The sequence below is a fragment of the Paenibacillus sp. FSL R5-0749 genome, assembly GCF_038595085.1.
GTDB lineage: Bacteria > Bacillota > Bacilli > Paenibacillales > Paenibacillaceae > Paenibacillus.
In genome coordinates this window covers 4,622,703-4,647,521 of sequence record NZ_CP152005.1, presented here as the reverse complement: position 1 = coordinate 4,647,521, position 24,819 = coordinate 4,622,703, and the positions used below count along the sequence as shown (strand labels likewise).

At 44.8% G+C, this 24,819-nt stretch carries 32 protein-coding genes and 3 tRNA genes; 30 read left to right on the top strand and 5 right to left on the bottom strand.

Annotated features, from left to right (window positions below; genetic code table 11):
• The first annotated feature begins 37 nt into the window (after positions 1–37).
• From pyrF to MKY85_RS20720, 16 genes are all read left to right on the top strand, one after another.
• A complete protein-coding gene (gene pyrF, locus MKY85_RS20795; RefSeq protein ID WP_342570669.1) occupies positions 38–778 on the top strand; it encodes an orotidine-5'-phosphate decarboxylase in 741 nt (246 codons plus the stop codon).
• Complete coding sequence (gene pyrE, locus MKY85_RS20790) at positions 775–1,416, top strand: orotate phosphoribosyltransferase (protein ID WP_339235861.1); 642 nt, start codon at positions 775–777, stop codon at positions 1,414–1,416. The genes pyrF and pyrE overlap by 4 nt, the downstream gene beginning before the upstream one ends.
• A 272-nt stretch (positions 1,417–1,688) precedes the next feature.
• Entirely contained in the window at positions 1,689–2,636 is a 948-nt protein-coding gene (locus MKY85_RS20785; protein WP_342570668.1) for an ABC transporter ATP-binding protein, read from the top strand.
• Positions 2,599–3,708, top strand: a complete 1,110-nt coding sequence (locus tag MKY85_RS20780) for an efflux RND transporter periplasmic adaptor subunit (protein ID WP_339235857.1) — start codon at positions 2,599–2,601, stop codon at positions 3,706–3,708. The genes MKY85_RS20785 and MKY85_RS20780 overlap by 38 nt, the downstream gene beginning before the upstream one ends.
• Positions 3,708–6,605, top strand: a complete 2,898-nt coding sequence (locus tag MKY85_RS20775) for an FtsX-like permease family protein (RefSeq protein ID WP_342570667.1) — start codon at positions 3,708–3,710, stop codon at positions 6,603–6,605. Before MKY85_RS20780 ends, MKY85_RS20775 begins: the two co-directional genes overlap by 1 nt.
• A gap of 2 nt (positions 6,606–6,607) precedes the next feature.
• Positions 6,608–7,471: an ABC transporter ATP-binding protein gene (locus MKY85_RS20770; RefSeq protein ID WP_342570666.1), complete on the top strand. Its 864-nt coding sequence runs from the start codon at positions 6,608–6,610 to the stop codon at positions 7,469–7,471.
• 21 nt (positions 7,472–7,492) lie between these two features.
• The gene (locus MKY85_RS20765) at positions 7,493–8,944 is read left to right on the top strand and encodes an extracellular solute-binding protein (RefSeq protein ID WP_339235850.1); all 1,452 of its coding nucleotides are present in this window, start codon (positions 7,493–7,495) and stop codon (positions 8,942–8,944) included.
• Positions 8,945–9,052: 108 nt separating this feature from the next.
• Entirely contained in the window at positions 9,053–9,244 is a 192-nt protein-coding gene (locus MKY85_RS20760) for a hypothetical protein (protein WP_047843730.1), read from the top strand.
• Positions 9,245–9,315: 71 nt separating this feature from the next.
• Positions 9,316–9,389 (top strand) — tRNA-Met (locus tag MKY85_RS20755).
• A 56-nt stretch (positions 9,390–9,445) separates the two neighbouring features.
• Positions 9,446–9,519, top strand: a tRNA-Ile gene (locus tag MKY85_RS20750).
• A gap of 184 nt (positions 9,520–9,703) precedes the next feature.
• On the top strand, positions 9,704–10,129 hold the full coding sequence (locus tag MKY85_RS20745; protein ID WP_339235847.1) for a hypothetical protein: 426 nt from the start codon (positions 9,704–9,706) through the stop codon (positions 10,127–10,129).
• A 235-nt stretch (positions 10,130–10,364) separates the two neighbouring features.
• Entirely contained in the window at positions 10,365–11,921 is a 1,557-nt protein-coding gene (locus MKY85_RS20740; protein WP_342570665.1) for a tetratricopeptide repeat protein, read from the top strand.
• A 137-nt stretch (positions 11,922–12,058) separates the two neighbouring features.
• The gene (locus MKY85_RS20735; protein ID WP_339235841.1) at positions 12,059–12,238 is read left to right on the top strand and encodes a hypothetical protein; all 180 of its coding nucleotides are present in this window, start codon (positions 12,059–12,061) and stop codon (positions 12,236–12,238) included.
• Positions 12,239–12,408: 170 nt separating this feature from the next.
• Positions 12,409–13,083, top strand: a complete 675-nt coding sequence (locus tag MKY85_RS20730; RefSeq protein WP_342570664.1) for a hypothetical protein — start codon at positions 12,409–12,411, stop codon at positions 13,081–13,083.
• A 116-nt stretch (positions 13,084–13,199) separates the two neighbouring features.
• The gene (locus MKY85_RS20725; RefSeq protein WP_253439256.1) at positions 13,200–13,319 is read left to right on the top strand and encodes a YjcZ family sporulation protein; all 120 of its coding nucleotides are present in this window, start codon (positions 13,200–13,202) and stop codon (positions 13,317–13,319) included.
• 159 nt (positions 13,320–13,478) lie between these two features.
• Positions 13,479–13,808: a DUF1904 family protein gene (locus MKY85_RS20720; protein ID WP_339235837.1), complete on the top strand. Its 330-nt coding sequence runs from the start codon at positions 13,479–13,481 to the stop codon at positions 13,806–13,808.
• A gap of 39 nt (positions 13,809–13,847) precedes the next feature.
• Here the strand turns inward: MKY85_RS20720 and MKY85_RS20715 are convergent, their stop codons facing one another.
• The gene (locus MKY85_RS20715) at positions 13,848–15,071 is read right to left on the bottom strand and encodes an MFS transporter (RefSeq protein WP_342570663.1); all 1,224 of its coding nucleotides are present in this window, start codon (positions 15,069–15,071) and stop codon (positions 13,848–13,850) included.
• A gap of 644 nt (positions 15,072–15,715) precedes the next feature.
• Here MKY85_RS20715 and MKY85_RS20710 point away from each other — a divergent pair.
• Positions 15,716–16,864: an ATP-binding protein gene (locus tag MKY85_RS20710; RefSeq protein ID WP_339235832.1), complete on the top strand. Its 1,149-nt coding sequence runs from the start codon at positions 15,716–15,718 to the stop codon at positions 16,862–16,864.
• Between the two features lie 108 nt (positions 16,865–16,972).
• Entirely contained in the window at positions 16,973–17,455 is a 483-nt protein-coding gene (locus tag MKY85_RS20705) for a NucA/NucB deoxyribonuclease domain-containing protein (protein WP_339256383.1), read from the top strand.
• A 115-nt stretch (positions 17,456–17,570) separates the two neighbouring features.
• Here MKY85_RS20705 and MKY85_RS20700 read toward each other — a convergent pair whose 3' ends face one another.
• Complete coding sequence (locus MKY85_RS20700; RefSeq protein WP_342570662.1) at positions 17,571–17,795, bottom strand: hypothetical protein; 225 nt, start codon at positions 17,793–17,795, stop codon at positions 17,571–17,573.
• A 207-nt stretch (positions 17,796–18,002) separates the two neighbouring features.
• Here MKY85_RS20700 and MKY85_RS20695 point away from each other — a divergent pair, with 207 nt between their 5' ends.
• Complete coding sequence (locus MKY85_RS20695; protein ID WP_339235826.1) at positions 18,003–18,452, top strand: hypothetical protein; 450 nt, start codon at positions 18,003–18,005, stop codon at positions 18,450–18,452.
• 425 nt (positions 18,453–18,877) lie between these two features.
• Positions 18,878–18,963 (top strand) — tRNA-Leu (locus MKY85_RS20690).
• 390 nt (positions 18,964–19,353) lie between these two features.
• On the opposite strand, the gene MKY85_RS20685 is transcribed toward MKY85_RS20690, so the two are convergent.
• On the bottom strand, positions 19,354–19,611 hold the full coding sequence (locus MKY85_RS20685; protein WP_342570661.1) for a hypothetical protein: 258 nt from the start codon (positions 19,609–19,611) through the stop codon (positions 19,354–19,356).
• A gap of 100 nt (positions 19,612–19,711) precedes the next feature.
• Here MKY85_RS20685 and MKY85_RS20680 point away from each other — a divergent pair, with 100 nt between their 5' ends.
• Positions 19,712–19,963: a hypothetical protein gene (locus MKY85_RS20680; protein ID WP_342570660.1), complete on the top strand. Its 252-nt coding sequence runs from the start codon at positions 19,712–19,714 to the stop codon at positions 19,961–19,963.
• Here MKY85_RS20680 and MKY85_RS20675 read toward each other — a convergent pair.
• The gene (locus MKY85_RS20675; protein WP_342570659.1) at positions 19,960–20,307 is read right to left on the bottom strand and encodes a hypothetical protein; all 348 of its coding nucleotides are present in this window, start codon (positions 20,305–20,307) and stop codon (positions 19,960–19,962) included. The genes MKY85_RS20680 and MKY85_RS20675 overlap by 4 nt on opposite strands.
• A 405-nt stretch (positions 20,308–20,712) precedes the next feature.
• On the opposite strand from MKY85_RS20675, the gene MKY85_RS20670 reads away from it, so the two are divergent.
• From MKY85_RS20670 to MKY85_RS20630, 9 genes are all read left to right on the top strand, one after another.
• Positions 20,713–20,886, top strand: coding sequence for a hypothetical protein (locus MKY85_RS20670; RefSeq protein WP_342570658.1), 174 nt, complete (start codon positions 20,713–20,715; stop codon positions 20,884–20,886).
• A 41-nt stretch (positions 20,887–20,927) separates the two neighbouring features.
• On the top strand, positions 20,928–21,116 hold the full coding sequence (locus MKY85_RS20665; RefSeq protein WP_342570657.1) for a hypothetical protein: 189 nt from the start codon (positions 20,928–20,930) through the stop codon (positions 21,114–21,116).
• 79 nt (positions 21,117–21,195) lie between these two features.
• On the top strand, positions 21,196–21,411 hold the full coding sequence (locus MKY85_RS20660) for a hypothetical protein (protein ID WP_342570656.1): 216 nt from the start codon (positions 21,196–21,198) through the stop codon (positions 21,409–21,411).
• A 240-nt stretch (positions 21,412–21,651) separates the two neighbouring features.
• Positions 21,652–21,843, top strand: coding sequence for an N-acetylmuramoyl-L-alanine amidase (locus MKY85_RS20655; RefSeq protein ID WP_342570655.1), 192 nt, complete (start codon positions 21,652–21,654; stop codon positions 21,841–21,843).
• The gene (locus MKY85_RS20650) at positions 21,779–22,120 is read left to right on the top strand and encodes an N-acetylmuramoyl-L-alanine amidase (protein ID WP_342570654.1); all 342 of its coding nucleotides are present in this window, start codon (positions 21,779–21,781) and stop codon (positions 22,118–22,120) included. The genes MKY85_RS20655 and MKY85_RS20650 overlap by 65 nt, the downstream gene beginning before the upstream one ends.
• Entirely contained in the window at positions 22,117–22,329 is a 213-nt protein-coding gene (locus MKY85_RS20645; protein ID WP_342570653.1) for a hypothetical protein, read from the top strand. Before MKY85_RS20650 ends, MKY85_RS20645 begins: the two co-directional genes overlap by 4 nt.
• Before the next feature lie 337 nt (positions 22,330–22,666).
• The gene (locus MKY85_RS20640; RefSeq protein WP_342570652.1) at positions 22,667–23,398 is read left to right on the top strand and encodes a hypothetical protein; all 732 of its coding nucleotides are present in this window, start codon (positions 22,667–22,669) and stop codon (positions 23,396–23,398) included.
• Positions 23,395–23,715: a hypothetical protein gene (locus tag MKY85_RS20635; protein WP_342570651.1), complete on the top strand. Its 321-nt coding sequence runs from the start codon at positions 23,395–23,397 to the stop codon at positions 23,713–23,715. The genes MKY85_RS20640 and MKY85_RS20635 overlap by 4 nt, the downstream gene beginning before the upstream one ends.
• A gap of 8 nt (positions 23,716–23,723) precedes the next feature.
• Entirely contained in the window at positions 23,724–24,284 is a 561-nt protein-coding gene (locus MKY85_RS20630; RefSeq protein ID WP_342570650.1) for a hypothetical protein, read from the top strand.
• A gap of 82 nt (positions 24,285–24,366) precedes the next feature.
• Here the strand turns inward: MKY85_RS20630 and MKY85_RS20625 are convergent, their stop codons facing one another.
• Positions 24,367–24,432 carry a hypothetical protein gene (locus MKY85_RS20625; protein WP_342573440.1) on the bottom strand — a complete coding sequence of 22 codons (66 nt, stop codon included), beginning with the start codon at positions 24,430–24,432 and terminating at the stop codon, positions 24,367–24,369.
• Positions 24,433–24,819: the final 387 nt, after the last annotated feature.

Here is a 24,819-nt window from a genome sequence, read left to right as displayed (position 1 = left end):
AACGGAAAAAATGAGCAAGTGGAGGGGAGCGCTGGTGATGAATCACGCGAGTTTCAATGAAATGGCTGGCCGTCTGATGGTGGCACTCGATTATCCTGGAGCGGAAGAAGCGAAAGCATTGGTACAAGCTCTTGAAGGCATTCCCTGTTATCTCAAGGTGGGAATGCAGCTGTTCTACGCAGCAGGACCGGACTTCATTCGGGAGCTGAAATCTAAAGGGTATTCCGTTTTTCTGGATGTGAAAATGCATGACATTCCCAACACCGTTCGTGGCGGTGCTGAGAGTATCACGCGTCTTGGGGTAGACATGTTTAATGTGCATGCCGCGGGTGGAACGATCATGATGCGTGCTGCACGTGAAGGTGCTGAGGCAGCTATAGCCGCAGATCCTTCCTTACACAGACCCGAGATCATTGCGGTCACCCAACTGACCAGTACAAGTCTGGAAACGATGAACAACGAGATTGGCATCCCGGGCAGCGTGGAAGCTGCTGTGGTCCGTTATGCAGGACTGGCCCAAGAGGCCGGATTGGATGGGGTTGTTGCTTCTCCGCTGGAAGTGGCCGCAATTCGGGCAGCGTGTGGCAGTGCTTTTCACACCGTTACACCAGGAATTCGTCCAGCAGGTAGTGGTCTGGGAGATCAGACACGTGTCTTGACGCCGGGTGAAGCCATCGCCAGAGGAAGCCATTACATTGTTGTAGGCAGACCGATTACAGGCGCTCCCAATCCGCGTGAAGCGGCAGAAACCATTTTGAAGGAGATGTTGAACGCATGATCGAACTGAATGAGATTCCGAATCATATTGCTTCCCAACTGTTGAAAATTAAAGCCGTGGCATTGCGTCCGCAGCAGCCATTTACATGGACTTCCGGTATCAAATCACCAATATATTGCGATAACCGCTTAACGATGTCCTATCCCGAGATTCGCAACGATATTGCTGAAGCCTTCGCAACGATTATTCGTAACCAATACCCGGAAGCAGAAGTCATTGCAGGTACGGCAACCGCAGGGATCCCGCATGCTGCCTGGGTGGCTCAGAAGCTGAATCTGCCGATGGCCTACATTCGTGATAAAGCGAAAGGACACGGTAAGGAGAACCTGATTGAAGGTCTGATTACCGAAGGACAAAAAGTAGTTGTCATTGAAGATCTGATCTCTACAGGTGGCAGTTCCATCAAAGCAGCAGAAGCTGTACGCGTAGCAGGTGCAACACCGCTCGCCGTGCTTGCCATCTTCAGCTACCAGCTCGATAAGGGTGTTAAAGCCTTCGAAGATGCTGGAATTCCGCTTCAGACGCTGTCCAATTACACGGCGCTGATGGATGTGGCTCTGGCTCAGGGAACGATTCAGGAGAGTGACTTTGAGTTGCTGAAATCCTGGCGTGAAGATCCTTCTTCATTTGGAAAATAATATCATTGCATAATGCAATATGTGTTCAATGTTAAACGGTATCAAAATTGTAATGATTGCCGTCACAGCGGCAAAACCATCGAATATGCAAGAGGCATCCCATACATTGGGGTGCTTTTTTCGTTTGTTCATCAAAATATTAACTTTTTCCCTCTACCGTTGTAAAAAGCTTGTAACTTTTAGTTGTGATCGGTCGTTTATAATTCAGTGTAGGTTGGAACAGATTTCTAATTTTAGGTTTTTTGAAGAAGTGAACGGGATATGAAGAAAGGATGAGCGTGATTGCTGGCATGAAGAATTTATTTCTCAGAAAAAGACCTGCCAAGAGCCAGTCAGGCGATGAATATCAACAGGGGGAAGCACAGCTGGAGGCATCGACGGTTTCGGGAGAAAATACATACAACAATGAACACGATCACCCGACGAGTGAACCTCCAGTACTTGAAACCGAAATCGCTTCAGATGAAGTGGCTGCAACTGCTGTCACTTCCGTTGATAACCCCCCGAAGAAGATCAAACCGAAGAAGGATATATTGCCTCCATATGATGGACCTGTACTGGAGGTGCGTAACGTGCATCGCAGTTTCCAGACAGGCAGTCGTATCATCCATGTGCTCAAAGGCATTGATATGGAAGTGAATCCGCAACAACTGGTCATGCTGAAGGGGCGATCTGGCTCAGGCAAAACAACGCTGCTGAATATGCTCGGTGGATTGGATCAGCCTTCAAGTGGAGACATTCTGTTCTCTGGCCAGCCTCTTCAGGATTGGGGAGACCGGCGGCGGACCGCTTTGCGGCGCAAAGAGATCGGTTTTATTTTTCAGGCCTATGCACTCATGCCCTTATTGTCTGCTTGGGAAAATGTAGAACTGTCGCTGCGAATGGCGGATGTTCCGCGAGCGGAGTGGAAGGAAAGGGTTGGTCACTGTCTGGACCTGGTTGGACTATCCAAACGGGTGAAGCATCGACCTTTCGAGATGTCCGGGGGAGAGCAACAGCGGGTAGCTATAGCCAAGGCGATTGCCCACAGACCCAGATTGTTGCTTGCGGATGAGCCTACAGCGGAACTGGATTCCAAGATGGGCGCTCAGGTCATGGCCGTATTCCGCAATATTATTGAAGTAGAACAAGTAACGATATGTATGACTACACACGATCCTACAATTTTGGAGGTTGCGGACCATGTTTATGAAATGGCGGACGGCAGATTTATCAAGTAAAGGGGCCGCTCCGAAGAGGGGGAAACGCGCAGCACTTATTGTACTTGGTGCGATAATGGTTGCAACGATGTCTGGCTGCTCATTGCTGCCGTCAGAAACAGAGGAAGAAGTGCTTCCGCCAATTACACCACCAACGATCTCCAAGAAACCGGAATATGAGGTCCGGACTGAAACGTTGGAGAAAAGAGTAAGTGGAAGTGGCAAGATGATGAGTCAGCGAGAAGAGAAGGTGTACTTCACGCTTGATGGCATGCATGTCAAAGAGTTAAATGTTAAACCAGGAGATAAAGTGAAAAAGGGTCAACTTCTAGCCGTGCTCGATGTGGAAAGTGTGGAGAAGGAGATCCGTGGCAAGAAACTGGCTATTCGCAAATCCGAAGTTCAAATGAAGGAAACACTCCGCAAAAAAGATGAGATGGACCCGGTAGAGTTCGAAGAGGCAACGATTGCGTTTGAAGAACTTCGCCAGGAACTCGCCGATCTGGAGGCGCAACTGGGCAAAGCCACGTTGACTGCTCCGTTCGGTGGTACCGTTATTGCTGTGCAGGTTGAGAAAGGTGCAGCCGTGAAGGCGTATGACCCGATTGCTACGATTGCGGATACATCGAATCTGGTTGTGGCAGCTACCTTTGCCAAGGAAGATCTGGAGAAATTCTCAGCCGGTATGAAGGCAGAAGTGGACATTAATGGAGCCGGTAAAGTCGCTGGCAAAATTAAAGTCATGCCTCTGGCTGAAGCATCGGGAAGCGGCAGTGGCGAAGGAACGGGGGAAGGCGGGACGCCTCCAACGAAGGAAACGCTGGATAAGTATGTAATCGTTACACTTGCAAAAATGCCAAAAGGCGTGGAACGTGGCACACCTCTATCGGTCTCTATTGTGACGCAGCGTACCGAGAACGCGATTGTGATTCCTGTATCCGCTTTACGCTCCATCGGTTCAAGAACGTATGTACAAGTCGTGGAGAGTGATGGTAGCAAGCGTGAAGTGGACGTTGAAGTGGGCCAGCAGACATCGACAGATGTTGAGATTCTGAAAGGTCTGACCGTAGGCGAGAAAGTAGTGGGACGCTAATGGGGCTGCCATTGCTTCGACTGCTGTTCCGCAAAATGTGGAACACGCGCTGGATGACCTTCAGCACATTAATCGGATTAATTGTGGCGGTTGCGTTCACCGTCAGTATTCCCATGTATGCCGATGGTGCACTGAAACGGGTCGTCGCGCAGACGTTACAGGATAATAGTGAAGGATTGCCAGCGGGTTCGTTGCTCATGAGTTATCAGGCACCTGGTGGTGTGAAGACAGACACAAGGGGTCTGGATGAAGTAGATCGATATATTCGTGAGGATGTTCCTCGCGAGATCGGTTTCCCATTCCATACGTATGTGAATGCCAGATCCATTCGCAGCACCGAGGTGAGTCCAGAGGATCCAACCAAAGTGGACGCCAGCCGGGTGCGCAGTATGAGTATGGGCACGATGAGTGGACTGGATGCACAGGTGAATTACTCAGCCGGAGTGAAACCTGGCAATCAGGTCAAGGACGATATTATCGAGGCAGTCATGTTGGAAGAAGGCATGTACCGTAACGATCTGCATATCGGTGATATTCTGGAATATCCGGTATACAGCGGTCTTGATATAACGTTGCGTGTGAAGATTACGGGGTCCTTCAAGGCAGATGATCCAAACAGTCCTTACTGGGTACAGGGATTTGACGGCATGATGAATGGACTTTATGTGGATGAATCGGTTTTTAATGATGTTTTACTGAAAGAAAAAGGCATTCCACTTCAAAACTCACGTTGGTACTATGCCTTCGATCTGAAGGAAATTCAAACCAGCCAGTTATCAGGTCTGACTTCCATGCTGGAAAGGCTGGATATCGATCTGTATCAGCGGCTGAAAGATACAAAAGTGGACATTACCTTCGGTGATCTGCTCAAGCAGTTCCGCAGTCAGAGTCTGCAATTGCAGACGATGCTGTTTACCTTGGCAGCACCAATGATTGCGATGGTCTTTTATTTTATTGCTATGAATGCCAGACAGTCATTACAGAAGCAAGAGAGTGATATTGCGGTATTGCGCAGCCGTGGAGCTTCCGCTCGGCAGATCTTCTCTCTCTACCTGCTTGAAGGTATATTTTTGGGCGCTATTGCGCTAATTATCGGGCCGTTGCTCGGTTATTTTATGGCCAAGAGTATTGGTTCAGCAAGTGGATTTCTATCCTTTGTTGATCGAAAGTCGATCCCAATTGGCGTATCCAAAGAAGCCATTCTTTTAGGTGTAGCAGCAGTGCTTGTTGCCATTATTGCCTCCCTGATCCCTGCGATAACCTATGCACGGGCAACCATTGTATCAGCCAAACGGCGGCAAGCACGTACAGACCGTGCTCCAGTATGGCAACGCTGGTTCCTGGATGTTGTGTTACTGGGTCTGGCTGGATATGGATACTACCTGTTCTATGAACGCCAGATGTTGACCTTCCAGACGGGAATGACAACCGATCAATTGCAGGTACAGCCGTTTCTGTTCTTTGTACCCGCACTCGCGATCTTTGCGCTCGGACTATTCTTCCTGCGCTTGTTCCCGTGGATATTGAAGCTGATTCAGCTGATTGGTCGCAAGTTGCTCCCGGTCCCGTTGTATCTGACATTAACGCAGCTATCGCGTTCATCTTCGTCTTATTATCCGCTGATGATACTCCTTGTACTGACATTGGGACTTGGGGTGTACAACTCGGCTGCGGCTCGGACTATTGATCTGAATTCCACTGAGCGCACCTTGTACCGTTATGGTTCTGATGTGATTATGCAGACGGTGTGGGAAGGAACACCTGAGGTTAAACCCGGCGGTTCCGGGCAGAATGGCGGCACGGGTGGAGGCCAACAAGGCGGTGGTGGTACGGGTGGTGGCGCTCCCGGCGGAGGAGGTGCTCCAGGTGGTGGCGGCGGTTCTTCGCAGCCATCCAAAGTTATCTACTCCGAACCTCCTTTTGAAGTGTTCCGCAGATTAGATGGTGTCGAACATGCAGCAAGAGTACTGCAGACCAAAGGCAATATAATCGTCTCTGGTAAATCGGGTGGGCAGGGGATGCTGGTCGGGATTGATAATGTGGATTTCGCTCAAGTGGCTTGGTTCCGCAACGATCTGTTCCCGGCACATCCCTACAAGTACCTTGACTTGCTCGGCAAATATGAAGGGGCTGTATTGATCTCTTCCAAATTTGCTGACAAATTCAAGCTGAAAACCGGAGACCTCGTCTCCATGGGTATACAGGGACAGGCGATTGAATTCGTAGTCTTCGGAATCATTCCTTACTGGCCATCCCAGTATCCGGATCAGATGCCATTCTTCGTGGCTAATCTGGATTATATCTACGATCAGGTGCCTCTAATTCCTTATGAGGTATGGCTGAAAATGGAACCGGATGCCAAAGTGGCTCCATTAATGGAGAAACTTGCGGCAGAAGGGATTGAGTTATCTTCTGTGCGTGACGTACGCACCGAATTGGTATCTCAGGGTAAACACCCATCACGAGGTGGCGTATTCGGAATTCTGAGCCTTGGTTTCCTGGTATCGGTGATTATCTCGTTGATTGGATACGTGCTGTACTGGTTCTTCAACCTGTCCGGACGTGTTGTGCAGTTCGGTGTATTACGTGCCATGGGATTGTCTCGTGCACAACTAAGCGGCATGCTGCTGCTGGAGCAGGTATTCACAGCGGGGCTATCGATCCTGTTAGGTATTGGTATTGGTCAGGTATCCAGTCGTTTATTCCTGCCATTCCTGCAAACGACGGATAATGTATCTGCTCAGGTACCTCCGTTCCGTATTGTCTTTGAGCAGCAGGATATGTTGCAACTGTATGGGGTTACTGTGGTGATGCTGGTCATTGGTGCAACGATGTTGCTCTGGCAGATTCGCAGACTGCGTGTTCACCAGGCGGTCAAAATGGGAGAGGAGAGGTAAACGTGATCCAATGCGAAGGACTTGTCAAAATTTTTAAATCCAGCGATGTGGAAGTCGTTGCCCTTCAGGGTCTCAACCTGTCTGTCAATCAAGGTGAAATGATGGCCATCATTGGTAACAGCGGTAGCGGTAAATCCACACTGCTGAATATTCTGGGTGGACTTGATCGTCCTACGGCGGGTACGGCTGTTGTGGGAGACTGGGATTTGCTGAAGATGACAGATGCCCAATTAGTTGAATACAAACGTCATACGGTAGGTTTTATCTGGCAAAATAACGGTCGTAACTTGCTGCCTTATCTCACGGCACTGGAGAATGTGGAGACGCCCATGATTCTGGGAGGCAAGCGTGATCGTGCTTACGCGAAACAGTTGCTCGAATGGGTAGGGCTTAAGGATCGGATGAATAACAAATTGCATCAATTGTCAGGAGGAGAGCAGCAACGGGTAGCGATTGCGATCTCCTTATCCAATCGTCCCAAAATTCTGCTTGCAGACGAACCAACGGGTTCGGTCGATTCCGAGACATGTGATACAATCATGGGCATTTTCCGAAAAATGAACAAGGAACTCGGCGTTACGATTGTCATCGTTACCCATGACTTGACGTTAGCTGGCAAGGTAGACCGGATCGTTGCGATCCGGGACGGCTTGACCAGTACCGAGTTTGTGAAGCGCAACCCGAATTTGGACGATGAGCATAGCTTATCCGAGACGGGTATGCCGGACATTCATGAAGCATTTGTCATTATTGACCGTGCTGGGCGGCTTCAGGTGCCAAAAGAGTATCTGGAGGCCTTAGCCATCGATAACCGGGCTACATTGGAATTTGACGGTGAACGCATTGTCATTACACCGCCAAGATAATTAATGAGGGGGAATTGGGAGATGAAGAACAGGTTGTGGGGAAAACGTGTGCTGGCTGTCATGGCTACTGCGACGCTTGCATTGCCGCTGATTGCAGGATGTACGGCAAGTGAGGCGAAGGATACAGAGCAACGTGTATTACGTGTGGCTACTATGTGGGGAGGACAAGACGACAGTTATTTCCGTCAACAATTTACCGATGCTTTTGAGTTGACCCATCCCAATGTAACCATTGAGATTGTAGCTGCCGTTGATCAGAGCAGCATGTATGGGTATGGCAACACCGAAGAACAGCAGGAAGTTCCGGATACGATGGAAAGTCTGAAGAAGATAATGACTGGCGATAATCCGGTTGACGTCATCGTGGCAGATACCTCTACAGTCAAATCATTAATTCAGGAGAATCTGGTGAAACAGCTGGATCCATTAATGCAAGAAGACAAGTTTGATACGACAGACATTGTTCCTAGTGTGCTGGAGGGTATCAAAGATCTGGGGGATCAGAGCATTTATGCATTGACACCAACGTTCTCCTCTTCCGCTTTGTTCTATAACAAGGGAATGTTTGAAAAAGCAGGCGTGGAACCGCCAACGGACAATATGACTTGGGACGATATCTTCAATCTGGGTACCCGACTTACAAAAGGCGAGGGTAAAGATCACGTATTTGGTTTCACCTTCACGACATATCAGGGTGGTTCGCCTTACTACTCCATGCAGCAGTACTATAGCGCGTTGCAACTGAAGACGTTCGATGACAAAGCAGAGAAGATGACCGTAGATTCTCCTCAATGGGAGAAAGTGTGGAGTACCATCAGCAAACTTGCCATTGACAAAGTCATCCCTAAAGGAGACGAACCGCAGGATCAGAATCCGAGCGGACGTTATGATCCAATACAGGGTGACCTGTTCCTGAGCGGCAAGGCAGCCATGGCTATTGGCGATTACAGCTATATTAATCAATTAATTGATGCCAATAAAAATGCAGATAAAATGAAAGACTTTACGAAAGTGGATTGGGATGTAGTTACACCTCCAGTTCACCCGGAAGCTCCTGAAATTGGAGGCAGCATCTACCTGAGCAATCTCATGGCGATTAATAGTGCGGCTCAGAACCCGGATGATGCGTGGGAACTGATCAAGTACATGAACAGTGAAGATTGGGCTAAAATTAAGGCGCGTAGCAGCTATGAGATGGTGTCCCGTAAGAGCTTCATCAAGCCAAAAGATGGCTTGGATTACAACATACAAGCTTTCTATTCTTTGAAGCCGATTCCGCCAACGAATACCAACCTGGATAAAATGTATCAAAAATCCCCAGGTCTATGGCAAGTGAACGAAAAAGGCATGGAATATTTCAATCAGGTTCTCGAGAACAAAAAGACACCAAAAGAAGCACTTGGTGAGTGGGCAGCTAAAGGAAACGAGATGCTGGAAAAATTGAAAAAGGATCCTAAAGCCACGTTTCAATGAGAAATGAGAGTTGATTGAGTAGTTTTATTATAAGGATAGCCGCTGAAGATTTTAATCTTGGGCGGCTATTTTTATGAAAATGGGGTATTCTACAAAAAGCAGGAATAAATGACGACTCCGGAAAGGACGAGCGGTATGCACTGGGTATATTTCAGCAAGTTGTATGCAACCAAATTTCAGGCAGGATGTCTGGCCAAGCGTATGGAACAGGATGGATGGATATATGGTCATAATGAACCGGCGGAAGTGGAAGTTTATCGATCACGCAAGGGTCGTTACGGTGTGCGATTTATTCCCTGACATTACCCCTTGACTTATAGGGTAACAATAGTGTATATTAATTAAGTCGCTGTTTTAATATTTATTACTGACGCGGGGTGGAGCAGCCCGGTAGCTCGTCGGGCTCATAACCCGAAGGCCGCAGGTTCAAATCCTGCCCCCGCAATTTAGTTTCACTTGGATGATTTACAGCCATCATCTGCACGTTATACATTATGTCTAGGGCCCTTAGCTCAGTTGGTTAGAGCGGTCGGCTCATAACCGATTGGTCACAGGTTCGAGTCCTGTAGGGCCCATACTCTTGAAACCCTTGCCTAGCAAGGGTTTTTTTCTGTCTGCAATCAGCTGCTAGAGCAAATGCGTAACTTTGTTGTTGGTATCTTTCTAATATGCCCTTTTTTGTGAAAGTCAATGTATGTCCATGCCATATCTCAAATCTCGCATATACTACCTTATCCCAACCCATAGGAGGTAGATTTCATGAGTCAATTTATTGATGCAAGAACTTCGCAGAATGCGAGCTTGGCGAACTCGATCGCAATACCAATCCTTGTTATTAACACGCCACAATTATTTGGCCAGATCGGTCTAATCACAGGAGGCAGTATTGGAGCTAACCCGCGGGTGCAATTTACGGGAACGGTATCTGTGCAACTGCCACTGGCACTCGTGGGTATAACGATTACGATTGTCAGAGGAACTTTGTCAACAGACCCAGTTATATATTCGGCAACTTCAACTTTCAATTTAAGTGTATTGGCACCTCAGGTAATTACGTTCTCGGCAAGTGACTTCGATCCGCCAGTAACCCCTCAATTGACGTACACGGCATTTATCAGCTCCAACTTGCTTGGTACGATCCGTGTAGGACCTGAAAACTTTGAGGGAGCTTTGTATTCGGACTAATGTTACCATCCTTGCTTTAAAAATAAATTAATAGTCTTCTTAATGAAAAGACTCACAGACCTGCCCTCAAAAGCAGGTTTTTTTCGTGTTTAAGAGGGGAAACTGATCTTCATCGAGTAGGCAGGGTTCTATGATATAATGCATGTACAGAGATTGATTGGCATTGAAAATAAGTAGTGTCTAGAACATCCGAGAATTTTATGAAATTAGTGATAGAAAGCAGGTTTCCATTTTAATGACGTCAAATGAAAGTCAACGTTTTCGTTACAGTGAAGCTCCGGTCTGGGATTGGCAGAGAGCCTATTATGAACAGAAGGGCTTGCAAGCTTGGACAGAGAATCAAGTCCCACAATATATTACCAGTAATCCGATGATTGCCACGGCGTATGCAGAGATGATTTTTGGATTTCTTCAGGATCTCGCGAACAAGGGACAGATCACCGAGACCGTCACCATTCTGGAACTTGGGGCAGGAGTCGGGCGTTTGGCGCATCAAATTCTCTTGAAGCTGCTGGAACTCAAACAATTTGCGGGAATACAGTTACCACCTTTCAGATATGTAATGACCGATCTTGTAGCGGAGAATGTGCTCGGTTGGCAAGAGCATCCATCCATGCAATCCTTTATTCAACAAGGCATAGTGGATTTTGCACGTTTTGACGCTGTAAAGGATACAGAATTAAATCTGGTCGTCGCAGGCACGGTTATACGGCCCGGTGATCTGAAACAACCGTTGTTGCTGATTGCCAATTACTTTTTTGACAGCATTCCGCAGGAACTAATTTATATTGGGTCTGGCGAGATATATGAGTGTGATCTGCTCGTTCAGTCTCCTGATCGTCGTCATGATCTGGATCCCGCTGAGATGTTGAAGAACATGACACTCAGTTATGAGTATCGCCGGGCGCCTGAATACAGTGCAGATAACTATCCATACAAGAGCCTTATCACATTGTACAAAGATGAGCTGGAGGACTCGCACATCCTTTTTCCCGCAATTGGCTTGTCCTGTCTTGAACGGTTAAACAAGTTGTCGCAGTCAGGTTATGTGTTGATTACTGCTGATAAAGGGGATCATCGTCTGGATAACTGGAAGTTCGCAGAGCCACCTGAATTCGTTCTTCATGGAAGTTTTTCTTTGACAGCCAACTACCATGCGATTCAATATGTTTTGGAACAACAGGGAGCACATACTCGATTCACAACACATCATTATAAAGATCTGAATGTCGGGTGCATGTTGATGGTGGATGAACCAATCAGTTTCGTGAACACACGTCTGGCCTATCATCGATTTGTGGAACGTTTCGGACCGGATGACTTTTTTAGCATGAAACAATGGGTAGACTCTCAAATAGAGACTATGGAGTTGAAGCATATATTGCCGTTCTGGCGTCTGGGTGGATATGACGCTGAGTTCTTAATCCATAGTGCGACGCACATCTCCAGTCTTCTTCCTGATGCAAGTGATGAGGAAATGCTCGATATTCAGTCTGGTATTCATACGATGTGGTCGTCCTATTATGTGATGGAACAGCAAGGGGGGCTTGCATTTCTGGCAGGGCAGCTATTATATGAAATGTATATGTATGAGGATGCGAAACGGTTTCTGGAGATATCATTGGTTGCAGATCCAAGTAACCATAATCCAGCCGTCTTGTACGACTTGGCCGTGTGCTGTTATGAGCTTGAACTTGAAGAAGAAACACTTTCCTATACCCATCAAGTGCTCGCTCTGGAACCGGAACATGAAGAGGCGGCAGCGTTGCTCCAGAGTTTTGAGTTAATCTGAACGGAGCATTGTAGTCTTGTCTCCTATATCTATAGAAATAGGGATGGTTGTATATAAAATTGAAACCTAATTGGTTGTAATCGTATTAATGGGATATTTAACCAATTAACTATTTCAACAGAAAAGGAGACAACGGTATGAAAAAAGCCTTATCCGTTGCATTATATCCATTAATGTGGATTGTGGGTGCGTTTAGCGTGCTGTCTGTTAATGCGAATAGTGCCGCAGGCAGCGCCCTCTTTGTGAAAGACATCGGTACAGATCGAAGCTATGATGGGCAGGCTATATATGATAGTATTGAACGTAGAAATGCCTAACTACATAGCACTGAACTGTAAAGGTAATTGATTTATCGAACAATAACATGAGAATCAATTACTCTTGAAGCAAATACGATGCGCATGAATACTGCTCGTACAACCTTTAAGCCGGTTTCGTACCTTATTCAGGTATGAACCGGTTTTTATTATTGAACGGGGGATACCGAATGAAGATTATCATTGGACAACCCAGGCTGGAACAGCATCTGCTGCAGCTTGAAGCCGAACTTAAGCAACACCCAGATGCGGATATAATATTCTATCCTGAAGGTTATCTCAACCAGAATGTCGGAGACGCTTGCCGCTTGGCGGCTGAATACGGAACCATGATTGTATCAGGTCATCGCAGGTTGCAAGAACGTCCGAAGGACCGATCGATCATCATCAGTAAAGCTGGAGAGATTGTATTGGAGAAAGCTAAATATACACCTGCTGAGACGATCGTGGAACAGGGGTGGAAAATAAGCACGTTGTTGTGTGATGAGCTTGTCCTGCAAGGATTTTCCAACGAGAGTATAGGAAATGTGGATATTGTGATGCATTCCATTGGTGTGGGGATGTTCAGTGAAGAGCAGTACAGTGAGTGGGTTGAAGAGGCGAGTAAGATCGCCATGCAGCAGCATTGTATTGTCATGGGGACAAGCCATGCGGATGGTTTCTACCGCGACAGCGAGATCTCCATTCCAATTTCCTATTGTATAACACCTGATGGCGAGGTTGTTCTGGCATCCCGAAGTGATACACGTACTCGTACAATCCTTCTAGACAGAGGAATTACGGAGCCTTCATCTAAGGAATCAGAAGAAAAACAATTGAAAATCTCCATCGCCCCATCCAGTTAAAATAACGGGCATGAATCCAAGATGAATGGGCTGTTGAACTTGCCGATTCGCCCGGTCACTTGCACAGAATACGCATATGTTATGGCATACCTTGAAATTCAAAGGAGGCCAATCAAATGAGTCAAGTTGGATACGGTTGTGGCAATGTTGGTGGATTCGGTGGATGGACTTCTACAAGTGCGATTCTCGTGCTTTTCATCCTGCTCGTGATCATCACAAAATCTTTCTGGCTGTAAGTCACGTATAGTAACGTGCAAAGAGTGGCTCCGCTGAGACTTCAGCGGGGCTTTTCCTATAAATAAGAAACAACATATGTCATCGATGACATTTGACAACTGAAAACAATGTGCTTAAAATCACATAAGAGACTATTAACAGAGATTGAAGGGATAGCAATGCCGTTTATTCGCTTTAAAGGATTTACAGGTCCTCAACTAGAGGAAGTTGTACCGCAAATTACAGAGCAGATGGCCCTTATTACTCATATTCCACGGGAGAGAATGAAGGCAGAGCGTCATGATGTACAAGCGCTAACACCTTCTCCGGCTTCTATAGAGATTTTGATGTTTCAACGTGATCAGGAGGTTCATAACCGGATTGCATCGTCGTTGCAGGCTATTCTGGAAGAAGCGTACATGCCGGATGTACATATTTTCTTCAACATATTGTCACCCACCTTGTACTATAAACAAGGCAAGCCGCTGACAGATTATCGATTGGATTGAGATTGTATGGGACGAGCAGAGGTTGCTCGTCTTTTTGATTTACATATTTTTCGTATGTTTAGCAATGGGCTGGCTCCTGTGAACCGTGCCGAGTAATAATGAGCATATTGCAGACGCGAGAAATAAGGCTCCACCAATGAGGTACACCCATTGAACGCCCAGCTGATCAGCGGCTAGACCAAAGATGACTATGGACACACTCGTAACCGTGGAGATCAGGACGCCATGTGTGGCGTATCCCTGGGTTAGAGATTCGACAGGTACACTGTTCTGAAGCGCTGTCTGCTGAGCCAGATTACGAATCTGATGAACTGGACCCATGATAATGCATAACACCAGAGCGAGCCATGGCAGGTTGTTTATACCATAAACGATGGTCAGCATGCTCAAGAGAAGAGAACACATGGTCATGCTAGCGATTAAATGCTTCCTAATCCGTTTGGCCAGTGCAAGAGCCAGCATACCTCCAAGCATGGTTCCAACAGCGTAACTCGAGTTCATAAGTCCCCACCAGCCTTCTCCTCGTGCCAGAACTTCTTTTGCAAAGGCCAGCGTTATAGCTCCAATCCAGATCGAACCCGCAAGTGCCTGGGCAATGTCCATAAGCGTGATCAGTCGTAATGTTGGATTCTTCCGGAGCATACTCCAGCCTTCCCTCCATTCGTGACGCGGTACATCAGATTCCTGGGATTGTTCTATACCGCGTGTGAGCGAGCCAAGGGCAATTTGGAAAATTAGAACGGTCCAGGACAGGCATGTAGCTGCCCAGAAAGTCTGTGACGCCCCCCAGTTCATCACGGCGAATCCCGTCATGGCGTAACCGACAATGGTTACAGTCTGGTTGGAGAAAATGAGGAGGCTATTGGCTTTTGCAAGATCTTCTCTCTGAACCAATTGTGGTGTCAGAGCATTCAGTAACAGAGATTCCCATCCATTCAAAAAGGATAGTACGGCCATGCCGATCAATAGAAGCGGTAGCTGTGAAATTAAGTGACTCAATGAAATGGCTACACAGGTCATGATGAATGTTTTGGCTATGGAAATGCGGATCAATAGTTTGGAGAATGGGAAATGGTTCACAAGTAATGGCAAAGTGAAACCTGCTGTTATATGTGTAATGATCTGAATTAGTGGAAACATTGCAGCATAGAGTACCGATCCAGTGTGACTGTAAATCAACGTAGTAATGACCATGATATATATGACATTAATAAGCGAGAGCAGCGTTTTGGCGGCCCAATACGGATAAAATGCGATGTTCATGCCAGTGATGTCCTTTCCGAAACGATATATCTATATTACGGGCATTGTCATCATTACACCACAAACAAAGTTATCATTTTCCCGTCATTTCAGCACAAAAAAAGAAACTGCCCAACAGGGCAGTCATCTTCTAATGGTTAACGTTCATGCCATAGTGAGTGTGAAGGCGATAAGTAACATCAGCAGGCTGGTCGTTCTTACCATCGTCATATAAGGCCTGCTGGGTTCGGCCTCACCGCGGAAAATCCAGCCATAGCGCAGATACCATCCGAATTTTGGGAAACAGAAATTGATGATACAGAGTACCATGAATATAAAAAAGAGGGTTCTCATACCCATCTTCCTTTCTTACTTACATAACAATCTCATCTTAACGTTTACGTCTGGTAAAAAAGACTACGATCAAAATAATAATGATGATGATTAACAGAAATTTCATGCGTATTCCTCCTGATGACAGATAGGTTAATGTCGAATGTTAGTTATCAACTATTACCCATAAACCACACGACTTGAATAACTGTGTTACAATTAAAATATATTGTTCCAATATCAACACATACCATTTGGTTAGTTGTATCTCCATATAATGTACGAATACAGACTATATAAACATTAACGTGTGTGAGATGAAGGAGGAAGGCATGAGCCAACATAATCAACTCCCATTACAGTGGGAATTTATCATCTCGAAAGTGAAATCCTCCGTGACCGTGGTCGATGCTACCTTGCCTGAGCTTCCGCTCATGTATGTAAACGAACACTTTACCCGGCTGACAGGATACACGTATGAAGAGTCTGTAGGACAGAATTGCCGATTCTTGCAAGGACAGGACACAGACCCCGAAACAGTAATGCAGATTCGTGATGCATTAAAGAAACAACAGTCCATTAAGATTGATATCTTAAATTATACAAAAAGTGGCCAGAAGTTCTGGAACGAACTGAATATTGATCCGATCTTTAATGAATCTGGAGAGTGTTTATATTTTGTAGGCATTCAATATGATATCTCAGAACGGAAGTATGCCGAACAACAGTTAAAATTCGCAACTTCCATGGCTGAGATGAACAGCAGAGGGCAATTGGAATTCATCGGAAAGCTGAATCACGAGCTTCGTACCCCGCTCAACGGCATTATGGGAATGATCGAACTTGCCAGTATGGGTGAAATTACGGATGAGCAGAGAGAATATCTGGAGCTTGCACGTCAATCGAGTGAGGCGTTGCTTAACATCGTTAACAATAGCCTGGATATGGCGAAACTGGGCAGAGGCAAAATGGATGTCGAAAACATTGAGTTTCAACCGTTGAAGCTGATTCAACAGATTGTAAAGACACATGAGCCTGCAGCGCGGAATAAACACATACGTTTGCTCTGTCATGCTGATCTGAATGTTCCCGATGTGCTTATCGGTGACCCGCTAAGACTTCGGCAGGTACTGGATAATTTGCTGAGTAATGCGATCAAGTTCACGGAACAAGGTGAAGTGCAGTTACAGGTGGATGTGAGGAAACAAATCATGGATACCATAGTTTTGGTATTCTCTGTGCGTGATACGGGAATTGGCATTCCTCAGCATCAGATTGAACAATTGTTTGATGCATTTACCCAGACTGACATCTCCCATGCGCGTCGATTTGGCGGAAGCGGGCTGGGGCTGACCATCTGCAAAGAACTGCTGGAACTGATGAATGGCCAGATTACAGTAGAGAGTACCGAGGGAATAGGTACACAGTTTGAGGTGACACTGCCTTTACTGCGCCAACAGGCCATTCCCAATGTAGGATAATCAAACAAGCAGGACAGCCGGGTGGTCTCGGCTGTTTTTTTATTTGTTTTATTGTTTTGCGAACGGGTGTTCTGTTATAATGCTAATGTTGAATGGGGGAGACACAGCATGAGTAAGAGACGCACTGGACGAAAACGAAAAGGTAAACAAGGCTTCAAAAAGCAGTTACTGACACTGGTAGCGATGCTGCTGGTAGCCCTCTACGCCTGGGCGGGGGGAGAATGGCCGGAGGAGATACCTAATCCATTCGGAGGAACGAATAAGAGTGTAGACCATACCATTACGTTTCCTTCTGAGCGCTATCCCGAAACAGCCAATCATATTAAAGCTGCCATTAAGGCAGGGCATTCGGATGTATGCACCATTGATCGTAGTGGAGCTGAGGCCAATCGGGATCTATCACTCAAGGGTGTTCCGGTCAAAAAAGGTAAGGATCGTGACGAGTGGCCTATGGCGATGTGCGCTGAGGGTGGCACAGGTGCAGATATCCAATACATTACCCCGAAGGATAATCGTGGTGCAGGTTCATGGGTAGGGAATCAGTTAAGTACATATCCGGATGGAACGCGAGTGAAGTTTGTAGTGAAGTAACAAAAAGAGAAAAACCAGACGTGCATGCGTCTGGTTTTTTGGTATGATGTGCTGGCATAAATAGATTTAATTAACGTATCTATACGGGAACTGAGTTTCTAGGATTACAGTTCGACTACACGAGTTGCATTCCGCTTAAATGATGAGACCGGATGCTTAACAGACGCGTAACATGTTCAACCTCATCAAACGGTATCCACAGACTACCGTGAACGGTACGTAAGGAGAGAATGGATGTATCAGCGGTTCGCTCGGGATAACCGGTTATCGTCTGACCGCTTGTATTACGAACCGTGATCTGTTGTTTGCGCCGGATGGCAATTTCTACCTCTTTTTTCATAAGTCATTGCTCCTGATTATGAGATGTTAAATCCATATGTCAATGTTTTCAATGGTTAATTTGTCTTCTTTATCTAGTCTATCAGAACTAGGTATAGATTTCCAGAAGAGAAATAAGTAATCTCATAGGTGATTTGTCTTAGCTGTGGATTATCCGTTTTTGAATGGTCATTACGGGGTTATATTAGGGTAAAAGGAGGGGAACGGAATGACACAATTGATTATTGGGCTGGCCCGTACCGAGAACGAGGCTATAATTATGCTGAATAAGGCTAAAGAGCAAGGTATTAAGGATAAATATCTGGGAGCCGTGGCGAAGGAACAGCTTAATCTCGAGTTGGTGAGCGAGAAGACAGGTCTGCCCAAACCATTAAAAGGTGCAGGAACGGATGGTGCCTTTGGCGCGCTAAAAGGGATATTGGCTGGTCTGGGGAAACGGATGGATCAGACGATGTCGATCGGAAAAGCAGTACGCAGGCTCGCTGGTAATGAGATTGGGAGTGAGACCGATGATTTGGTGCTTACACTGACTGAAGCGGGGATCTCGGAAGAAGACGCACGGTATTATGAAGATTGGCTGTTAAAGGACCATATCTTGGTTATTGTGGAGTGCAGTGAGGAAGAGGCGGCCCGTGTTCGACCGATTTTACTTTTTTAGTTTAATTTAAGGCTGATTTTAGGTTTCTTTAATGTTGGGGAGGTATTCTTATCTCACACCTCCCTTAATATAGATTGGTTTACCGGAAGTCCGGGACCGCAACTCGGACTTTCTAGGCACTGTGAGCTGACGCTTACAGTGCCTGTTTCATTTTTTATAAGTTGAACTAAAGATTATTTACACTGACACTCCGATGACAGAATATCCTTCTAATCGCTGTTATCCCCAGATTTTTTCGATTCCCTTTTGAAAGGGAAAATCCGGTGATAAAGGCGAACGCTTCGCTTTTTCAGTTTTTTCTGTCCTCTCCGTTATCGTGTAAATCATTAGTTAAACTTATATAGTTGGATTATTTTATAAAAAGTGTTGCAAAGTTAATTAGTTCATGGTAAGATATTTCTTGTCGCCAAGAAATACATAATCCTGCCGGGGTGGCGGAATTGGCAGACGCACAGGACTTAAAATCCTGCGGTAGGTGACTACCGTACCGGTTCGATCCCGGTCCTCGGCATACATTAAGAAAAGGAAACTCCTTGATACATAAGGAGTTTCCTTTTTTTATAGTTTGGATTGAAATTGCCCGAGTCACAGGGATTGAGCGAGTGGACCAGGTGATAAAGTTGCTGGAAGACTACAAACCGCAATATGTTGAACTTTTGAAACAGGCGTTTGTCGAGAAGAAGAGCTGGCAAGAGATAAAAATCATAACACGCGTATCAAAGGCCTAGTTCTATCGAGGACGTGAGAAGGCTATGCGGATATATTTGAAATTGGAAAAATAATTCGGGGACTCATAGTCTTAATTGCCGTGTTAAAATGCTATTGTGGTGAAAAGGAAAGAGTCACGTTCGTGCAAGCTAGTGCCTGCATATGACGTGACTCTTTTTATATCGGGCAGTTTCTATTTATTAAATTTCTCAACGAAATCCAAACCTTCGTAACTTAAACGAGGATTTGATTTGGAGATCATAACAGATCCGCCCGCACCAAGTCTTGCACTGACGCCAAGGAGATAGCCAAAATTCACAGCTTTTTCAAGAGCATCATATGCGTCGAGATCTTCAAGATCCAAATTAGCAAAGAAATCAGTATCTCCATTTTGAACGTTTTTCAAAATTGTGTAGATTGCTTGATTAAATTCTATTGTAGATTGGAACATAACATAACACCTCCTTCTGTCCTAGTTTTTTCGACACCAAAAGAGGTGAATCCTTCTATCCGTCGAAATGATACAAGAATCGACGGGAGGAGGTGTGTAAATGGAAGTGGTGGTTGAATTCGAGTTTATTTCGGGTGATCAAGAGACCATAGATTTTGTTTGGGAAGATGAGCAGAGCTTAGCTAAGCTGCTGACTGAATCCGACTGGTTTAACTTTGCTGGACGACACATTAACATAAAAAATGTTAAGGCATTTAGAGTTGTCTCCAGAGAGCAGAAAACTGAAGAAGATGCTAAAGAACAAGCAGAGCATGCTGATCATGTGAATAAAATATTAGGGTTGAACTTTTAAGCATCCTTCGGGGTGCTTTTAATATTTTTCCGTAGTCTAGATTCACGAATTTTTTTGCTTTCTTTTTTTCTTAATTCTTCGAGCTGTAATTCTTTTTCTTTTTCATGGATAACTATTCGAATTACGATTAAATGACGATCCATTAAATTAGCGTTATAAGTTTTAGTTGTTAGATCTGCCATAAAATAGGCAGCAAGTGTGACAACGAGGATACCTGTAAAAATAACTAGATATATTGTTTGATCGGAATTTATTATGCTTGAGATCGTTGCGAATGCAGCAATAACTAGGCTGAAAACAGTTACCAAGGAAATGAAATAACTAGAAAGTTGGTTGTTTTCCATATACCTAGGACTTTTTAACAATATTTCTTTTTCGAAGTTTCGTAATGATTCTAGTTCGTACTGATGATAATACTTGAAAAAATCAGAGTTTATTTTGGACAATTTGTATTCTTCATGTGTTAAAGGAATTCCTTTAACGAATTTTTTAGAGGGCCTTCGTAATTTTAGATGAACCCATTTAAAGTTCGAGAGATCAATTAGTGTGAAAATAAGGAAAATTATGATGGGTGGCCCGAAAAATATAAATGATGACACTGAATCATCTCCTTTTTGTTTTATTACAATGTTATACGAAGTGATATTGTTTTTAGGTTCAAGTTAATGATCCTATAAGACAGCTAGTATTGTTAATAAACACTTTAACTGAAATTTCTTTTAGTCAAATAGATAAAGGAGCTGACTTAGATGGCAGGAGGACGGAAAAGTAAATATCAGACCCCCGTAGAACCCAAACTCCTGCTGATCGAAGCCTGGGCTCGTGATGGAATGATTCAGGAGGATATTGCCAAGAAGTTAGGTGTGGTGATGTCCTCTTTTTCTGAATACAAAAATAATTTTCCGGAGTTATCGGAGCCCTAAAAGAGGCCAAGAGATTGTAGACGTTGAGGTGGAAAATACCTATGCCCTCTGGAGTGGTCAGAGGGCTTTTCTATATTCAGATAGAGACGGTGGATTGGCATATGGAAGCCATACCAGGAGGTGTGAAGGACATGCGGGCGCAGGATGTGAATACGATTGTCGATTTGAAGGTTCAACTGGCGCGGATCGAGGAAGCGTTGAAGCCGCTTGCGGCTTGGCTCCAGGCTTAGCGGAGGTCAGAGAGATTTCCAAAGAAGCGTTGCAGACAGTGCAGCAAACGGGTCTGAGACTCGTTAAACTTGAAGCAAATTGAAGAAGACAACCGATGTAGCTCATGAAGCCAAGCGCAATGTGGCCGATGTGTTGACACGTTTAAATAAGCGTGACGAGGATCAAAAATGGCTACAACGTACCGTTTATGCTGCGGTATTAACTGGCATAACAGCACTGATTGTAGCGGCTGTATGGACCGGAATTAAGTTAGGGGGGGATGTAGTGTTGAATGGGACATTATTCAAGGATTGATTCATGGTAGTAGGCTACTTATCGTATTGGCAGCCTGCTGGGTGATCGTGTACATTCTCAAGAAAACGCCCAAGGTACAGGATTGGACCATCATTTATACGTTTCAGTTGTAGCTATTGTATTTTTTATCCGGATGCTTAGTCTAAGAGTGGAGAGAGTGTTACAGGGCATCCAGGTAGGCGTTGTGGCTGTGTACGGTAATTCATTTGGTGTAGCAGACAAAAAAGGGAGCTGGTACAGATGTTTAAAGTATGGATCAATGCAGGACATGGTGGCAAAGACCCAAGGACATTATCAAACGATATTCAAGAAAAGGATATTGCGTTGAAGGTTTATTTCAGCATTAAGGAACGTTTGGAAACCTATTATGAGAATGTACAGGTGCTGCTGTCCAGGCCAAAGACGTATTCTTGGAACAGAAGGAGGCGATAAGCAAAGTAATGCTGCGGGAGCTGATATCCTTGTATCCATCCATTGCAACGCTGGTGGGGGCAAGGAAGTCCTGCCGATATACTTTGGCATCCCAAAACAGCATCAAGCTTCAAAACGTCTATACAAGGCCATAACAGACGAGGTCGGGGGTATTGATCGTGGCATCAAGGAGCAGAACTTGCACATGGTCAGTGAATCCAAGATACCTGCCCTATTAACGGAAAACTTATTTGTCGATGTGGCCGCGGAGGCGATCGTCTCAAGCAGGTCAGTGTGATTGATGCAATCATTGATGGTCATGTCCAAGGGATTGCTACATATCTGGGGCTGGCCAAAACGAAGGAGGACAAGCCAGTGACTCAGGAGCGAAACATTAACGTACCAAGCAAATGGGAAGTAGCGGCGTGGGCTGAGGTAACGGATAAAGGATTCTTGAAGGCACGCGTCCAGGTGCAACTGTTACGCGGGAGAGGCTTGGGGCTGTGATTAGTAGGATGTTACGCTATATTGCTCAAAAAGGGTAACTGAGGTGGTATATATTAAAATCTGAAAGAATCGGTAAATGGGGCTCGACTGGCATACGCTGGCGGGGCCCCTTTTCTTTTTTAAGTCTCTGTTCGTCCCAAAATCAGCCACAAATAAGCCGAAATACAAGCCTTAAGTAAACGAAGTTAATCAAAGAAGGGGAGTACAATAATTAAAGAAACAGGAGGGAGGTGTTTTAAAAAGATGAAAAGTGGATAAAAAAGGAATAGTTTTAATTGTAATCCCTAGTTCGATTGTTTATACTTGTGTCAAAGACAATAGGACTGGAGAACTTGAAATGTTAATTCAAACTGGCAGATTTAATACCATTTTCCCTAGGATTGATAATTTAAGGAAAAGAGCCTTCGATATTGAAGAGAATTTACAAGCTTACTACTCTGCAATGAACGTTATAGCTCTTCCTGACAATGCTCCTGAAATGTTGACGAGGCTTAGTGCAAGTTCTATAAATGGGCATTCCCAAATAGAAATATCACTAAGCAATGCTCAAGTTAATGTGCAATTCGATGAAGCGTTTAACACAGATCCTGAAAAGTGTTTGAACTATCTGAAGAAGAGAGCAGATCTTTTGAACGATACAATGAGCCCATATTTAGTAGATGGGGCACTGTTCTCTGGCTTGACTATTGAAGGTATTGTTCCTATTGATAGTGAGCTTGCGGTTGATGTAATTAAGGACAAATTTCTTAATTACCGATCCAATACTGAGCCTTTTGATATTGAATACAAATTGGCCTATGTATTAGAAGATCGGTATTACGTCAATCTTGTTTTCAGAAATATCAGATTCTTTGAGGGAATTGGAATGAATCCGCAAGAAATGGTGTCTATAGTTGAAAAGTCTAACTTACTGGGAGTATCTATTGATATTAACGACAGATATCTTTTCAACAGAGATAACGCTTATCGAACTGAGGCAGACACACTTGATGCGATTTACAATATAATGGAACGTATTGTAAAGGATAAGCTACCAAAAATGATTACGGAAGGTGTGATTGAATTATGATGAGTGTAATGAATAGTAGTTCATCTTTCGCCCTTAAATCTGCTGCTGTAATACTGACTACTTTGACTTCAATGTCCGGTATTGCTTCAACAAGCTCATCATTCAGCCCTATGGAGAATAACATTGGTAAATTCAGCTTTGAAGAAAAAACAGGGACGCCTGATGTGATTTCATTCAAGAACAAAAGTTGGGTAACGGAGGCCCAAGAGCTGTTTCCTGAAATGAGGGACTTTACAAAAGAAGAAGCGGAGAACTACGAGAAAGCACTAGATGAGTTATTTGTGCCAACTGGTAGAAACTTCTTTGATTTATGCTAACAGATTTTGTGAAATTTGTAGAAGAACTGTTTCCCTCAATCTCTCCGTACACTAGGGAAGAAGTAAAGCGTTCAATTCGTCAGTTTGAGACTTTAGGGCGTCACACAAAGTTTTGCTTGGCTCAGCCATTTGAATTCCTCTCTCAAGGGGATATTATTGGAAATATCCCCTTTGTGAGATTTAATGAAAAAGGTGAGCAATCAACTTTGTCTACGAAGGGGATGCTGATTTCAAACACATGTGATGCTGAGAATGATGACTCTATTCTATTTGCTCCACTGGTACCCTTATCTAAAATTACAGGTGATATACATGCAATGAAAAATAATCTAAATTATCGTTTGCTGTATATTCCAGATGCTGATTTAGATGACTACATAGTAGATTTAAGTCTAGTTAATTCATATTCAAGAAAGCTTATTGAAGGTGGAATGACGGCAGGGAAAATTCAGAAATTCTCTTCACTGAACAAACTGGGCTATTATTTATTCCTAAGTAAACTAACTGTCCATATGATGCGTCCTGAAGATTCTGGTGTACAGTCAATGCGCACAGATATAGCCGGCTAAACAATCAAACAAGCCCTGTTAACCTTTATAGGTCAGCAGGGCTCTTTTGTTTATCTGCTCAATTTATACAGGCAATACTGATTTAAGGAAACACTTTCCGCAGCACACGTTCCACCAACTGCCGATGCAGGCTCTTAGGAACACGCAGGTTAAATTTCCTGCTGTACTCGTCCTCTCCGATCGGTTCAGGGATGACGTCGCCGTACTCCAGCTTCCTGCCAAATAACCCTCCATAGCTTCTCGAACACTCTCGTATGCTTCAGCAAAAGTATCTTCGTTGCTTTGGCATCCAACTAATTCCGCAACAGTTGCGAAGAAATAGTCACCGCTCTCGTCCTTTTATGCGAGGGCCATGTAGTACGCTAAATTCTTTTTTGCCATCAGTTTTAGACTAGAATGTGATGTGAATTAAGGAAAGGGGAGGAGTTACTCCCCGATTCGGTCCGTCTTTGACGTAAGTCGCATTTAGTGGTTGTTCCTTTTTGGTTTTGGAAATGGAATTGAAGTGCAAGCGATTGTTTCTGACTAATCCATA

What these genes read in the sequence shown, in the direction of transcription:
- MKY85_RS20760 (WP_047843730.1), top strand. Translation starts at nt 9,053, where the DNA reads ATGACGACTCCGGAAAGGACGAGCGGTATGCACTGGGTATATTTCAGC.
- MKY85_RS20740 (WP_342570665.1), top strand. Translation starts at nt 10,365, where the DNA reads ATGACGTCAAATGAAAGTCAACGTTTTCGTTACAGTGAAGCTCCGGTC.
- MKY85_RS20780 (WP_339235857.1), top strand. Translation starts at nt 2,599, where the DNA reads ATGTTTATGAAATGGCGGACGGCAGATTTATCAAGTAAAGGGGCCGCT.
- MKY85_RS20785 (WP_342570668.1), top strand. Translation starts at nt 1,689, where the DNA reads ATGAGCGTGATTGCTGGCATGAAGAATTTATTTCTCAGAAAAAGACCT.
- MKY85_RS20765 (WP_339235850.1), top strand. Translation starts at nt 7,493, where the DNA reads ATGAAGAACAGGTTGTGGGGAAAACGTGTGCTGGCTGTCATGGCTACT.
- MKY85_RS20670 (WP_342570658.1), top strand. Translation starts at nt 20,713, where the DNA reads ATGGCAGGAGGACGGAAAAGTAAATATCAGACCCCCGTAGAACCCAAA.
- MKY85_RS20640 (WP_342570652.1), top strand. Translation starts at nt 22,667, where the DNA reads ATGTTAATTCAAACTGGCAGATTTAATACCATTTTCCCTAGGATTGAT.
- MKY85_RS20685 (WP_342570661.1), bottom strand. Translation starts at nt 19,611, where the DNA reads ATGTTCCAATCTACAATAGAATTTAATCAAGCAATCTACACAATTTTG.
- MKY85_RS20720 (WP_339235837.1), top strand. Translation starts at nt 13,479, where the DNA reads ATGCCGTTTATTCGCTTTAAAGGATTTACAGGTCCTCAACTAGAGGAA.
- MKY85_RS20745 (WP_339235847.1), top strand. Translation starts at nt 9,704, where the DNA reads ATGAGTCAATTTATTGATGCAAGAACTTCGCAGAATGCGAGCTTGGCG.
- MKY85_RS20680 (WP_342570660.1), top strand. Translation starts at nt 19,712, where the DNA reads ATGGAAGTGGTGGTTGAATTCGAGTTTATTTCGGGTGATCAAGAGACC.
- MKY85_RS20665 (WP_342570657.1), top strand. Translation starts at nt 20,928, where the DNA reads ATGCCCTCTGGAGTGGTCAGAGGGCTTTTCTATATTCAGATAGAGACG.
- MKY85_RS20675 (WP_342570659.1), bottom strand. Translation starts at nt 20,307, where the DNA reads ATGGAAAACAACCAACTTTCTAGTTATTTCATTTCCTTGGTAACTGTT.
- MKY85_RS20775 (WP_342570667.1), top strand. Translation starts at nt 3,708, where the DNA reads ATGGGGCTGCCATTGCTTCGACTGCTGTTCCGCAAAATGTGGAACACG.
- pyrE (WP_339235861.1), top strand. Translation starts at nt 775, where the DNA reads ATGATCGAACTGAATGAGATTCCGAATCATATTGCTTCCCAACTGTTG.
- MKY85_RS20715 (WP_342570663.1), bottom strand. Translation starts at nt 15,071, where the DNA reads ATGAACATCGCATTTTATCCGTATTGGGCCGCCAAAACGCTGCTCTCG.
- MKY85_RS20730 (WP_342570664.1), top strand. Translation starts at nt 12,409, where the DNA reads ATGAAGATTATCATTGGACAACCCAGGCTGGAACAGCATCTGCTGCAG.
- MKY85_RS20655 (WP_342570655.1), top strand. Translation starts at nt 21,652, where the DNA reads ATGTTTAAAGTATGGATCAATGCAGGACATGGTGGCAAAGACCCAAGG.
- pyrF (WP_342570669.1), top strand. Translation starts at nt 38, where the DNA reads ATGAATCACGCGAGTTTCAATGAAATGGCTGGCCGTCTGATGGTGGCA.
- MKY85_RS20705 (WP_339256383.1), top strand. Translation starts at nt 16,973, where the DNA reads ATGAGTAAGAGACGCACTGGACGAAAACGAAAAGGTAAACAAGGCTTC.
- MKY85_RS20635 (WP_342570651.1), top strand. Translation starts at nt 23,395, where the DNA reads ATGATGAGTGTAATGAATAGTAGTTCATCTTTCGCCCTTAAATCTGCT.
- MKY85_RS20700 (WP_342570662.1), bottom strand. Translation starts at nt 17,795, where the DNA reads ATGAAAAAAGAGGTAGAAATTGCCATCCGGCGCAAACAACAGATCACG.
- MKY85_RS20650 (WP_342570654.1), top strand. Translation starts at nt 21,779, where the DNA reads ATGAGAATGTACAGGTGCTGCTGTCCAGGCCAAAGACGTATTCTTGGA.
- MKY85_RS20725 (WP_253439256.1), top strand. Translation starts at nt 13,200, where the DNA reads ATGAGTCAAGTTGGATACGGTTGTGGCAATGTTGGTGGATTCGGTGGA.
- MKY85_RS20695 (WP_339235826.1), top strand. Translation starts at nt 18,003, where the DNA reads ATGACACAATTGATTATTGGGCTGGCCCGTACCGAGAACGAGGCTATA.
- MKY85_RS20735 (WP_339235841.1), top strand. Translation starts at nt 12,059, where the DNA reads ATGAAAAAAGCCTTATCCGTTGCATTATATCCATTAATGTGGATTGTG.
- MKY85_RS20710 (WP_339235832.1), top strand. Translation starts at nt 15,716, where the DNA reads ATGAGCCAACATAATCAACTCCCATTACAGTGGGAATTTATCATCTCG.